The sequence below is a fragment of the Intestinimonas butyriciproducens genome (assembly GCF_016901775.1).
Classification (GTDB): Bacteria; Bacillota; Clostridia; order Oscillospirales; family Butyricicoccaceae; genus Pseudobutyricicoccus.
This window is the reverse complement of the sequence record NZ_JACJKW010000024.1, coordinates 1-13413: the sequence shown is the minus strand read 5'-3', so window position 1 is coordinate 13413 and position 13413 is coordinate 1. Positions and strand designations below refer to the sequence as shown.

8 protein-coding genes and 1 pseudogene are annotated in these 13413 nt (G+C 53.6%); 1 reads left to right on the top strand and 8 read right to left on the bottom strand.

What is annotated here, in order from left to right; all coding sequences use genetic code 11:
* Window positions 1-220: 220 nt before the first annotated feature.
* Together H6A25_RS11295 and H6A25_RS11290 are read right to left on the bottom strand one after the other, a co-directional pair.
* A pseudogene (locus H6A25_RS11295) lies at window positions 221-961 on the bottom strand (hypothetical protein); the annotation flags it as partial.
* Window positions 946-1182 carry a hypothetical protein gene (locus H6A25_RS11290; RefSeq protein ID WP_204752226.1) on the bottom strand — a complete coding sequence of 79 codons (237 nt, stop codon included), beginning with the start codon at window positions 1180-1182 and terminating at the stop codon, window positions 946-948. The gene H6A25_RS11290 and the pseudogene H6A25_RS11295, both read right to left, overlap by 16 nt.
* Window positions 1183-1688: 506 nt before the next feature.
* Between H6A25_RS11290 and H6A25_RS11285 the strand changes: the two genes are divergently transcribed.
* Window positions 1689-2039, top strand: a complete 351-nt coding sequence (locus H6A25_RS11285; protein ID WP_204752225.1) for a helix-turn-helix domain-containing protein — start codon at window positions 1689-1691, stop codon at window positions 2037-2039.
* A gap of 87 nt (window positions 2040-2126) precedes the next feature.
* Here H6A25_RS11285 and H6A25_RS11280 read toward each other — a convergent pair whose 3' ends face one another.
* The 6 genes from H6A25_RS11280 to H6A25_RS11255 form a co-directional block, all read right to left on the bottom strand.
* Window positions 2127-2522 carry a metal-dependent transcriptional regulator gene (locus tag H6A25_RS11280; RefSeq protein ID WP_204752241.1) on the bottom strand — a complete coding sequence of 132 codons (396 nt, stop codon included), beginning with the start codon at window positions 2520-2522 and terminating at the stop codon, window positions 2127-2129.
* Complete coding sequence (locus H6A25_RS11275; RefSeq protein ID WP_204752224.1) at window positions 2512-2904, bottom strand: cupin domain-containing protein; 393 nt, start codon at window positions 2902-2904, stop codon at window positions 2512-2514. The genes H6A25_RS11280 and H6A25_RS11275 overlap by 11 nt, the downstream gene beginning before the upstream one ends.
* A gap of 13 nt (window positions 2905-2917) precedes the next feature.
* On the bottom strand, window positions 2918-6751 hold the full coding sequence (locus H6A25_RS11270; protein ID WP_204752223.1) for an acyl-CoA dehydratase activase: 3834 nt from the start codon (window positions 6749-6751) through the stop codon (window positions 2918-2920).
* A gap of 12 nt (window positions 6752-6763) precedes the next feature.
* The gene (locus tag H6A25_RS11265) at window positions 6764-7822 is read right to left on the bottom strand and encodes an ABC transporter substrate-binding protein (RefSeq protein ID WP_204752222.1); all 1059 of its coding nucleotides are present in this window, start codon (window positions 7820-7822) and stop codon (window positions 6764-6766) included.
* Between the two features lie 10 nt (window positions 7823-7832).
* Window positions 7833-9413 carry a hypothetical protein gene (locus H6A25_RS11260; RefSeq protein ID WP_204752221.1) on the bottom strand — a complete coding sequence of 527 codons (1581 nt, stop codon included), beginning with the start codon at window positions 9411-9413 and terminating at the stop codon, window positions 7833-7835.
* A gap of 97 nt (window positions 9414-9510) precedes the next feature.
* Window positions 9511-11853, bottom strand: coding sequence for an S-layer homology domain-containing protein (locus tag H6A25_RS11255; protein ID WP_243423351.1), 2343 nt, complete (start codon window positions 11851-11853; stop codon window positions 9511-9513).
* Window positions 11854-13413 lie beyond the last annotated feature (1560 nt).

Genomic DNA, 13413 nt, shown 5'->3' with positions numbered 1-13413 from the left:
CGCTGGCTGCTGAAAAAAAGCTCATCTTCCCATCCCACGATATAGCAATGAGTTTGTGAAGGGTAGACACTTTAGACATCTAAAGCGCCGCTCGGGTTACCACATCTTTTCTCAGAAAGAGTATATCATATTGGCAAGACTGCGTCAATTCTCGTCTTTGCCGAGCAACTTCTGTTCCTCACTCTCTATGGACTGCGTATATCACGCCATCGTTGTCGCGTTAATCTTTCGTATCCGGATTTGCATTGTCATTTTGTTCGGTGACTACTCCCTCAATCATGTCGGTCACGACCTGATTGAGCTGGGCGGCGTTTTTCGATGTAATGACTGGGACTCCCGTTCTGGACTCAACCGCACGACGCGCATCACCGGCAGCAGCACCACCTTCCCGTGCTATATCCATGTTTTCCACAAATGAGGATGACTCTCGCTGCTTTGAAATTTCTGTTGTGGTTGCCTCCGCCAGCATATTCAGCACCAGTTCCAGTGTGCTCATGTTGTCACGGAGGTTTTCCTTAGTTAGACCTTTGAGCTTCTTATATTGCCGTGTGGTCATGCCAGACCACGCTCGGGAAATCTCGTCGGTGAGGATGGCGTATTCCACACCCTTCTGTACACCTCGGGCGTCCCACTCGTCGGTCAGCTCCTTGCGAACCTGAATCGCCTGAAGCCGCTGGTTGATCCACTCACGGGTATAACCTTTCCGCAGATAGGTTTCAAGTGCCCGCTCAATGGTCAGCTCCGGGTCAATGGTTTCCTCGATGCGCTCCCGGCCGACTTCTGCCAGCCAGAGCTTGAACGGTTCTGCTTTCGGTGACGGGATAGACTGGATAATGCGGAGAAGCTGCTGGGTATCAGCCACATCGGTGTTGTAGCGTTTGTCATCTGCGGACAGCAGTTTCAGTTGCTGACAATTTGTCAGCAACTGATCAGCACCTTCTTCTTTCAACCGCTGCTTGAGTTTTGCCCGTTGCTGTCCACGATGATCTTCTCTACCAGCTCGTCGAACAGCTCTGCATCGAAGCTGTCCCAGTCCTCCGGACCTGCCTCCAGTGCCATGACCAGTGCCTCGGTTTGGGCAAGGGTACCGTCGGCGGACTCCATGAGTAGCCGCTCCTTTTTCTGTTTTGCGCTGTGGAGCTGCTCGGCCAGCTCATTGGTGCGGGTAATAAAAACGGTCAAACCGCGCCTTTTCTCTGGCATAATAAAAACCCATATTGGGTCCTCCGTTTCTTCTGAGATTTTGAAAAGTCAAAATCTCAGAAGCGGGGGTGCCCGAATAGGGGGCAGCAAAAACCGCACTCCGAAACAGCAGTGTGCTGCTCCTGAGTGCGGTTGGTTCCAAATTATTCCTACCAGCAGTTCATGTTGACGATAGTCCTCAGCCTTTAGATTGTGTACCCGGAGTCGGACAGGAGCAACATGAACTATGGCGAACTGGTTAGCTGGCTACATACGGAAACTCATCGGGAGTTTCCATCTAAAAACAAAAAGCATGAGAGACCTCCTAATCTGGCTGAAAAGGAGATCCCTCATCGCATTTTGCATGTCTCTGTTTTACGCAGGATAGCTTTCTACCGCAGGGGCATACTAAGAGAACACCATTAGAGCCAAAATTCCGCCACCAATAGAACATTCCGATTGCACTGCCATATCGGTAAAATATGTGCAGAGGAGGTGAACTACTGGTGTCTAAAAAAGATGGTCAAATCACAGAGCGCTTGGGTTCTATTTTGCGTGAACTCCGTGAAGAGAAAGGATTGACGCGAGAAGAACTCGCAGAGCGTTCTGAAACAGGGCTTCGCCATGTTGCGGCAATCGAACTGGGAGAGAAAAATCCAAGCGTAGATACGCTTTACCGCTTGATTCGGGGCATCGGAGTTTCCTCTGACAGGGTGTTTTATCCTGAGCTCTCGCAAAATGACCCTGAGTTTGAGGTGTTGGTACACACGCTTGCTGTATGTTCGTCAAAACAGAAGCGGCTTGTGTTGGCATTTGTGGAGATGCTTCGCAATCAAGAAGATTTGATTGAAAAGTAAAACCGGAAAATACTAATTTCAAAAGCAATCAAAAGACAACGGACAAGATAAATGTCTTGCCCGTTGACTTTTTAGGCATTTATAGACTTATTGGCTTGGATATGCATCTTTCATCTTTTGAAAGGATTCTTGGCTGATTGTGTGCTCCATACGGCAGGCCTCTTGTTCAGCGATAACGGGGTCTATTCCGGCGCTTATCAAATGCTGTGTAAAAAATCTGTGACGCTCATAGATTTTCTCCGCCACTTCAAGGCCGATTTCTGTCAGATGGAGAAATCCGTCCTCATCCATTATCAAAAATCCGCCATCCTTCAAAACACCTACCGCATGGCTGACGCTTGGTTTCGATACCCCCATCTGGCGGGCAACATCCACAGAGCGAGCCACGCCGCTTTTTCGCTGCACCATCAGCACGGCTTCCAAATAATCCTCTCCGGAAGAATGAAGTTTTTTGCGGTGGACCCCTACGGTTTCATGCTTCATGGCCGTGAGAACAGTGGGCGCCACCGCAATGGCACTCCTCAAATCCCTTGGGAAACACAACGACCAGCAGCATCTTGAACGCCTCCTCACCATACACGGCGTGGGGTACCTTGGCCGGCATTACCAGACTCTCTCCGGCCTTTACGGTGTGGGGCACGCCGTCCACAGTGAAGCGTCCGACACCCTCCAGTACGGTGACCATAGCATCTCCGTCAGAGTCGTGAGTGCTGATCTCCTCGCCCTTGTCAAAGGCGAACAGGGTCACGCTGACAGCTTGGTTCTGGGCCAGCGTTTTGCTGACGACCTGACCGGGTTGTACCGATACCAGCTCTGTCAGCTTGACTACCGTTTCATGCTCAATATTCTTAATAAACTGCTCCATACAAAACATCCTTTCAGCAATAATATAGGAACGATCTTAAACGGGAGGTGCTGTTTTCATCCCAGTCCCCATCCAAAGACAATGCAAATACAGGAGCTGCGCAGTGCTTTTCCAACCCACACAGGGAGAGTACGGTCGCGGTATTTTCATACCTGGGAGCCAGTGTCAGAACGGCATCTGCACTTTCGCCCATCTGTATGGCCTTGGCGAAGCGGTACCTTCCGTTGTTGCCGGCGAAACTGGGAAGATAACGGTCAGCAGAAGAAAAGAGCGTATCGGCGGTTGTGGCAAAGCTGCCTGATGCCCCCAACGCCTGGGCCACACGGGATATCTCGCTCCAATCCACAGGTTTCCCGTTATCCTGCCAGAGAAAGGCCATCATCTCAGCGAGGGGCTGGCGTTTGATTCTGTTGCCCTCCTGCTCCAACATGGACAAGACCCCTTCGTCCAGACTTGTAATGCACATAGGGGAACCGACAGCGGCAATAGTTCGTTTTTTGCCGGTATCACTTTGCTTTGCCAGCTCGACTAACTCGGCAAGAGTCGGGATCTGCTTGGGCGCAAGCTCCTCACGGCGCTCATAAGGCAACGCATAGACCACATCTCCCGTCAGCAGAGCACGGATCAGCAAGCCGATGTCTTCCGCCGTTTCGGAAAGCTCCTCCAGCATGGGAGCCACGATGCCGCATTTCGTATGACCCTTGCGGTCGAGGATAGTTCTCACGGTGCGGGCATACTGACCATCCGCATCGGCACCGTAGCCGTAGGGAATCAGGAATTGAAGCCCATCGTCGCCGCCATGCTCTGCGATGGCCTGCAGGCAGCTTCCTACCAGCATGGGCAGGGGCAGATATTCTTTGGAAACCATTTCGGCTCGGCCAAGATTCAATGTCTGATGGGTGAAATCCGGCATAGCCTCGGCAGCAAAGCCCTGATGGCGGAAATAGTCTGCCAGGTAGCGGGTGTAGCAGCCCAGCGGGGGTATAAGCAGCTTTTTCCCCTTCTCCGGTTTGGCGTTTACATTGGCCGGGCGCATGGATACATTCAGAATGTTGAAGTTTTCCGGCATAGGGTCATTCTCACGGTTTTTGATGCTGTTCAAGAAAGCCTCGATGCGGGTAATGACTCCCACGGGAGAGTAGTGTTCATCCACCTCGATCTGCAAATAGGGCTTATCGCCCATTTCCTCACGGAACATATGAGAGATCAGCGTATCCGGTCCGCAGCCGTGGTTTGTCAGGTAGACGGCATAGAGGTTCGGATGGTTGGCGATCAGCTTGGCGCCGGAAAGCAGATGGTCTCCAAAGGGCCAGTACATATGGGGGTAGTCGGAGGAAATATCCAGAGACATACCGGGCAGATGGCCCAGTGTCATGACCTTATAGCCTTTGGATAGAAGGATCTCCGGGATTCCCATATTCAGCACCGGGTCAGAGATGCCGTAATTGCGGGTGATCAGCACCAGCACCTTTTCCTCTGGGTTGAGGCCGGACAGCATCTCTCTGCCCAAAGCTTCCACATCCTCGGTGAACTTGTTGACTGCCAATGCGCCCTTGGCCAGACCGGGCAGACATCTGGCTCTGGAAAATCCCAGGGCTTTGCCGGTTTCCAGCATGGCGATGCCCATCATCTTGGCTCCCAGATCCAAATCAAGGACAGGACTGAGAAGTTGGATGCCCTGCTGCTCCAGCCCCAGAGATTCAAATACCATCTGTGCCGCCTTCTGCATATAGGGGCAGGCGTAGTTGTGGGCGGCGTGGGCATGGGGGTGACGGATCGTTCTGACCGAGGGCAGGAAGATATAGTCCACCTTGTCGTTTGCCAGCTGCTTCATATGCCCATAGATGAGCTTGACCGGGTAACAGGTCTCGCCCTGAGCATACTGCTGGGACAGGCGGATGGTCTCCTCATTGGTGGGCTTGGAGAGCACCACATTAAAGCCCAGATTCTTGAAAAAGGCGTTGACCATGGGGAAGAACTTGAACATGATGAGGGTCAGAGGCACGCCGATAGTCTTTTTTCGGGGATCAATCGTGCCGTCGTAATCCTCCACCACCAACTGACCGGCTTTTTTGTAGAACGCTTTATTGCGGCGGATCTCCTCGCTGGTGGCAATGACCTTTTTTTCCTCTCTGGGGAAATCAAAGCCCAGAAAGGTACTTTCCCCGCTGCCCACCGCTTCCTGCGCCAGAAGGGCCGCACCGAAAGCGCCGGAGATGGAGAATACAGGTGATACCTGCACCTTGTCCCCGTAAGCGCTCTGGAAGGCCGCCACGATACCGGGGTTATAATCCACACCGCCCTGCAAAACAATACGCTTACCCACAGGTTTGCCGCCCACCACTTTGTGCAGATAGTTTTTCACAATGGAGTGGCAAAGACCCGCGGCGATGTCCGCCTGACTTGCTCCCTGTGCGGCTGCCTGCGTAATGGCGGTTTCAATAAACACCGTGCAGCGCTCACCAAGGTCGCAGGGATGCTCCCCCTGAAGGGCCAGAGGGCCGAAATCAGAGATGGGGATACCCATGCGGGCGGCCTGCTCCTCTACGAAGGAGCCGGTGCCTGCCGCACAGATCTTGTTCATCTGGAAATCCACCACATTGCCCTCTTTCAGGGAAATGTACTTGGAGTCCTGACCGCCGATCTCAAACACGGTATCCGCGTCAGGAACCCACCAGGCGGCGGCTTTGGCCTGGGCGGTGATCTCGTCTCGAATAGCATCGGCGCCCATCATATTGCCCAGACGCTCACGCCCGGAACCGGTGATACCCACACCGAGGACGGGGAACTCCCCATATTTTTCCCTCAGCTGTGCCAGTCCGCTGCGTACCACACCCTCCGGGTCTCCGGCAGTGCGGAGATAGAGAAAATCGATCAGCGCGGCATCCCTTCCGATGAGAACAAGGTCTGTACTGGTGGAGCCCACATCAATTCCGAGGTATGCGCCATCGACCGGCATGGTCCCGCTTTTTTCCGGCTCAGAGAGAGAGGTGCCGGAAAGCAGCTGAAGTTTAGACAAGGCTCCGCTGCCCTCTGTATTGGGGCCTGCGGCAGATAAGCGGCGCAGCAGGTCATCCTTTTCGACAAGCGTTCCTTCCTGAAACGCCGCACCGATGGCTCCGCTGTAAAGAGCCTGCTCCGGAACGAGCAATTCGTCCTCGGACAGGGAGAATACATCGCGGATGGCACGGATCACACCGGTATTGCGTGTGACGCCGCCGCAGAAGGCGATGGGCTTTTCCACCGGAAGGTCTTTTACAATAGTAGCCTTGTAGTTGCGGATCATGGCATAGCACAATCCCAGCAGGATATCCTCCTTTGGATAGCCCTCCTGTTGGCGGTGGATAATATCTGTTTTGGCAAAGACAGCGCAGCGGCCGGACAGATTGGGGATCTCCCTTGCTTTCTCCACCAGGCGGGAGTAGTCCTCGATCTGAAGCTCCAGACGGGACATTTGATCCTCGAAGAAGGAGCCTGTACCGCCGGCGCAGTGCTCGTTGACGGAAAATCGGGGGCTTTTCCCAGAAAGACCGGTGATAAATCTGGCGCTCTGGCTGCCAATCTCAATCATACTCCCGGCCTTGGGGCAGAGACGCTTTGTCCCCTCCACAATGGCGGGGATGTCCTCCATCTGGGCCGCATCAGGCAAAGCGTCAAGAAGGGTCTTTCGGTTGGAGCCGGTGACGCAAAGGGCAAACTGTTCCGGCAGTTCCAGCTCCAAAAGCCCTTTGGAAAGTGTTTTCAACAGTTCTCCATGGTGCTTCTCACACCATGATTTTTGGATGCCCTCCTCCATTTGGACCAATTTGATGGTGGAGGACCCCATATCAATTCCAAGTCGTATCACGGTGTTCGCCTCTTACTCGCCCTTAACAGGCATCGAATAGTAAAAATCATCCTCCGGCATTTTCCCGCCCACAGCGTCCGGGTTCAGGTCGTAGATAATCTGGAGAAAGCCGGACAGGATCTCCTTCATCTCCTCGCCGGTCACTGTGCAGATGCTACAGTGCGGAATGGCGTCCAGCGCTATCTCCGGGTTCAGGAAGGTTTCATAGTCCTCGGTCCACTGGGCGGCTTCCTCCAGGTGAGCGAGGCAATAGTCTGTAGATTGTTTGGACAGCTCCAGATACTCCATAACCGCCTGCTCATGCTCCTCCAGAAACGCCGTGCGTACCACCGTCACCGTGGTGACCGATTGGGCGCCGGTATCCATGTTCAGCCCGTTCCAGGCTTCTGTCACATCGATGGCGACACGCAGGTCTGCCACCAGCAGCTTAGCTACCTCTACAAAGGGCTGGGGCAGCAGCGCCACAGCGTTTTTCTCCTCCTGCAAAAGGTTCAGCACCTCGAAGGGCGTGGGGCGGAAGGAAAAGTTGACCTCATCGGCAAGACCGGCTGCGTCCAACAGGAAATCAAAGGTGAACTCCGGTGGACCGCCCTCGCCAATGGAGTAAACGGTGCGCCCCTTCAGATCCTCCAGCGTGTTGATATCGGGATCGGTGGTCAGAATGTATAAAAGCCCCAGATTGCCGATGCTGATAACCTTAACCTTTTCCCGCATATCCTCGTTGTTGTAGAGGATGGCCGCCACATTGGAGGGCACGGTGGCAATGTCATAGTCCCCCTGATTGAGCGAGGCCGCCACGGCGGAGTAATCCACGCCGGCGATCTCAAAATTGTAGCGGTTAAAGGTGCTGCCCTCCTCTGCTTCGTGCATCAGATAGCCAAGACCCATGGAGGGCGGTCCCATAATAAGCCCCACATTTACATCCGTGGCCTCGCTGCTGCCCATAATCTCACCGGTACGCTGCGAGGCTTCGCTTTCTTGATTGCTGTTGGCAGGCTGCTTTGCACAGCCGGCGAAAAGTCCCAGCAGCATGGCAGCAAGGCACAGCAGGGACAAGGTTCTCTTTTTCATATACTGTTCCTCACTTTCTCAGCTTTTTCTTGCCCACAATGATCACCGCAACCAAAGCCACGACCGCCACGGCGGCGGCAATAGCGCCGATGGGAAATACAGGCGCAGACTGTTCAGGACTGCTCTCCTCCGGCGAAGACGTTTCCTCAGAGGCAGGGTCCGTTTCTCCCGAAACGCCTGCGGAGGCCATCGCTTGACTGGCGTCATCGGCATTCATCATTTCCACCTCAACTACAGGCATCTTCCCGCCGTCGGAGGTTGGGATATCGGAAAGGTTCAGTTCAAAAACCGCCGGCCAGGTATGGTCCTTCTCCAGACCGGAGATGGCCATGGCCAGATCGCCCATTTGTATCTCCGCTGTGCAGAGTTGGGTGATCACCGTGTTCTCGGTGGAGATCCTGCCCAGTTCCACACTGACGGAGGTAATGGCTCCTTCCTCTGTGGTTTCCACATCTGTAAAGGGAAGACCGGTCAGAGAGCGGACCGTCATCACCTTGTCAGAGATGGTCACCGGGATCGTGACCTTGCCGTTTCCCTCTGCGTCTACAGTGAGGGTGGCGTTATTCAACACCGGGTTATAGGGAGGGAAAGTGGGATTCGTGATATGGGGGTTGAGGGGCAGACCGGTATCCGCCTTGTTAAACCAGATATTGCAGCTGACGGTGTAGGTCCCCTCGGCCAGTGTAGTATCTGTTTCGGATGCCTCGGTCACCTTTTTGCCGCTTTGCTGGGAGGCTGTAAAGGTGCGGTGCGCATCTGTAAGGGCCTGCACGGCGGCATCCACGGTACTCTGGTCTGCCGCGGCCAGAGCCGCTTTCGCTTTGGCCAATTCCGTCTTGAGTGTGTCCAGATCTGCCTGTGTGACCCAAACCTTGCCCGGCTCCACATCGTTGCCGTCCACCGACACAATGGCGGTGTTGGCGCTGCGCTCTGCCGTGGCAATGATCGAGTTCAGGGCGTCAAGTTTCACCGCTGTGGTTGGCGGCTGCGTTGGGGGTACAGAGGGTTCCTCCTGCTCCGACTGAGAAGGCGTCAGATCAACGCCGGACAGGTCTACCTCCAGTGTGAGGGGCACGGTCCAGTCCACTCCCAGCAGAGTGGGAAACTCGGTACAGTCGGTAAATATGTATTTTCCGGTCGTATCAGACAGGGTCAGGGTCAATCCGGTGATCCTGCCGCTGCGGGAGACTGAGCCGTCCGTTGTGGCATACTCTCGGCTGTCTCTGGGAGCGCTCACGATGGTTGCGTTGGAGCAGCCGCCTATCTTTTGCAGGGTAAAGACAGGGTTGGGAACCTTTAGCGATAGAGTCAATGTCCCGTCTGCCCCAACGGTCAGAGTGGCGTTGTTGGAAACGGGGGTAGTGGGAGCTACCGCCTCATAGCCGTCTATGCCCAGAGGGTTGTTGCCGTTGGTCAGATAGGCCGTTACCCCGGGAAGCTGGGTGTTCAGCTCTCCGGGACAATAGAGGTTTGCGGTGACGGTATAAGTCTTGTCGCCCTCTGCGGCTTGGGCCGTGAGTCCTGTGGACAGCATGAGCAAAACGGCCAGAACGAGAGCAAGGACGCCTTGACGGCGTACCTGTGTTATCATGAAATTCATCTATCCTTTCCATGTGGTTCTACGCCGCCCACACCTCCGGCGTGAGCGGCGTAGAGTAGCACTTTTATTGAACGATTAGATTTACGCTTTACTTTACCATCAGTTCTACCATACGCTGGAGGATGGTAGCAGTCTCGGCGCGGGTGGCGGTGCCGCCGGGTGTCAGAGTGCTGTTTGTGCGTCCCGCAATAAGCCCCTTGTCCACTGCCCATTTCATAGCATCAGTGGCCCAGGAGGATACGGTATCGGCATCGGAATAAGATTTCAGATCCTTGTTCGTCTTGGTATCCATGCCGAGGTGCTGGGCATAGCGGTAAAGCATGACCACAAGCTGCTCTCTGGTGATGTTGTCGTTAGGGGCAAAGACGCCGTTCCCATAGCCGGAGACAATGCCGTTTTCGTTGGCCCAGGCCACGCCGTCAGCGTACCATGCTCCCTCGACCACATCAGTAAAGACGCTTTCACCCGTCTGGGCAGCATCCTCCAAACGATAGAGGACGGTAGCCAGCATGGCGCGGCTCATTGTCTGGTCGGGAGCAAACTCGGTCGCGCTGACGCCCTGGAACAGCTCGTGGCTGCTGGCAAAGGCAATGCTGTCCTTGGCCCAGTGGTTTGTGGTATCGGTAAAGCTCTTGCTGTGATCCACAACCTTCACAGTGGCGGAGCCGTCCAGAAGGGCCTTGACCGTATCGCCGTCAACGACCGATTTTTTCACAACGGTCTCCGTGCCATCAGCGCTCACGAGGACAAGCACATTGCCATTCTTCTTTTCGGCACTGACTGCAACAGTGATACCGCCCTTAATCTCCTCGACGGTCTTGCCGCCCACGGCAATATTGATCGCTATGGCGTTATTGGCCTTTTCTGTGGAGACAGTCACGGTGCTGCCGTTGGCCTTGGCAATCTCGGCAAGCCCCTCCGAGGGAATGGACACTGCGGCGATCTCAGTTTTCACCACAAGGTCCGCATCGGACTTCGCCATGGCCTCCACGGAGGACTTAGGCAGATCCACATTCACTCTGGTGGCCTCGCCCTCGATCTCCGGCTGGATCACAATGGCTCCGCCGTTTTCCTGTACCTGCTCCAGAGCCGCATCCAGATCCTTGTTTGTGAACTCCACATTAGCAACGCCATCTCTGCCGGCTGTAACGGTGGGATTCAGCTCAGCGGCTGGGGTCTCCTCCGGCACTGCTGGCTTGTTGCCGCCGGTGACGCCGCTGACATCCACATTGTCGTTGGAGTCCAGCGAGTCATCCTTGCCGCCGTCGAAATTGACGGCCAAAATCAGGGGATAATTCCACTCCACACCCAGCAGGGTGGGGAACTCGGTGCAGCTGTCAAAGACATACTCGCCGGAATCGTCCAGCAGCTCCACGGTGATCTCACTGATGCGGGTGCTGTACTTGCCGGTGGCGCCGCCCTGATAGACCAGATTGCTGCTGGTCTTGGTGTCGATGATCCTGGCGTTGGAGCAGCTGCCGATGGACTGGAGCGTGAACACCGGGTTGGTGATGGACAGGGTCAGGGTCTTGGTCCCGTCCGCCGCCGTTGTCAGTTTGGCGTTGTCACTCTCGGGAGTGGTGGGGGTGCCGGTGCCCTGGATGGGGTTGTTAGAGTTGTTCAAGTAGACCGTGATGCCGGGGAGAACCTGATTGCTTTCGCCGGGGAGGTAGAGGTTGGCGGTGACGGTCTGGGTTTTGTCCGTGGGGGTGGTAGGGGTGGTGCCGCCCTGACTGCCGCTGGCTGCCCCGATGGTCCACTGGATTTCCAGCGGAGTCTGCGTGCCGTCTGACCAGTAGTGGTTCGCATCGATCAGCGTGGCGGTGGCGGTATAGGTTCCCGCGTCTGCTGCTGTATTGCCGGTGATGGTGTATCCGTCTCCCGCGGGAACACCGGTCAGGACACCGCCGGTTTCTTTCAGACCGGTGACGGCAGTGGGCTTTTCAACTTTTATGGCCTCGGCCGGAAGAACCGTGAGCGTTCCCTTAGTAAAAGTGAATTGATAATTCTGCGCTTTTCCACCAGAAGGCTGTAATGTATAAGTCTGCCCGGCTTCCAATACATCCGGCGCTTGGACAGTTGGTGCCACAAACCCTTCTATACTGTCCGCAGTCTCGCCATTTCTGAATCCTGTACTCGGAGATAGTGTGCCGACATATTTCACGCACAGAGCCGGAGTTTCTCCCGGAAAAATGGTTTCGTCTATATAGGCGTAGTTCAACCGAACCTTGCTTATCTCCCATTGGAATGTTTTTGGGTCCGTTGAACCATCGAACCATGTATAACCGGTATCCGGTTGTGCTGTAAAACTGTACTCGCCAGCATTTATCGCTTCGTAGACCCCGTCTGTAATATTGACATGCGCATATGGTGCAAACAGATTTTGTTCTACTCCTTGGTAAAACCCAAAATACCGAGAAGTGTCCCGCATTTTACCATAAGGAATCGTCAACGACGCATATTTGTTTTCAGAAACAAGAATATATGCCAGACGATTCGACCATGCTGCCTGAACATCGCCTTGATAAGCGTCATAAAGCCCTTTGCAAACATTGCTTCCATAATTTTCGTCAATCCCAGAGCGAGGGAGTATCTCAGCGGTTGCTATCCCGTCTTCAACCGTTTGTTCCAGTTCAACGACGGATACCTCCCCGTTGCCAGCATCTATAACAAGATAAATATGTTTACTTGAGTCATAAGGCATGGATATTTCCATGTGCGCATATCCGGCATTATATACGGCGCCATTCTGCCCGCCGAATAGGGGAGATTCAATTGCAATGTAATAGGCAGTACCCTTATCTGTGTTTTCAATTTTAGGCTGCAACGCCTTAACGCCATCAAAGTATGCCGGGTTCATGCCCTTTGGAATGATATGTTCAAATACATAGGATATCGAATTCTCATCTCCGGTATATGCAATTCGGACCGCTCTTCCTCCATCGATTTCATCCACAAGGGCAAATACGCCTGTTGTTGTGGAGGTGTAGCTTACAGTCTCGTTGAGAAGTACAGAACGGATCTCAATTGCGCTGCGATCCTCAACACTATATACGACAGGCACTTTGAATTTGCTCGGTATGCTATAGTTGATTTCTGTCCCTTCCGGAATTGCTATTTCAGAACCGTTGGAGAGGAACCTAAAACGATAGATACTATGGCTCACCCCAGTTGGGTAATTCTCCTTGAGCGCATCTTGGGCCATATTGTACAGATCGCCGTTTTTCAAGGACTCGGCAACCAACTCAATTTTGCCAGAAAGAAGTAAGCCAGAAAGCCCCTTGTCCGTTGTACGAATAGTTACATTGGATCCGGTGCTGCTGTCTGCAAAAGTCAGTGAAGTTGTGTTTATATCATCGGCAATTCCCGGTTTCATTGTGTCAAATTCAACAGACATCTGAATGGGCATGTATCTATCTTCGTTCAGCAAAGTTGGGAACTCAACACAGTCCGTGAAGGCATAATGCCCGCTCGTATCCTTCAGATCAAGAACAAGACCATAAATTCTGCTTTGATATTTGCCAAGATCAACCGTTTGCATGATTCGTTCGGTTATATGCACATTCGTTCCATCTCCAATCCTTTGAAGAGTGAAGATGGGGTTGAAATTTTGTACTTTCAGCGTTAATTTCCCGTCGTCTCCAACAATAAGTTGTGCATTCATCTGAACGGGCGACAGCGGCGGCAGATTTGTATTGGTCAGATAAGCGGTCGTGCCTGGCAGAACTACATTATCCTTGCCATCTACATAGAGGTTGGCTGTAACTGTATAAGTACCCGGATCAAATCCAGATGGATTCCCTTCCGTTTTTTCAGTCAGGCCGGTCAGTTTCAGTGTAACAATTCCGTCCAGCGTAGAGGTTGCGACAGTATGTGTGTACATCGTAATCGTACCATAGCTGGTTTCATCAGTATGAGTAATCACAAGCGGAGTCAGTTTTCCGTTCGCATAGGCGAAAAACGCCGCTTGCGAATCCATGCCGCTGCTTAA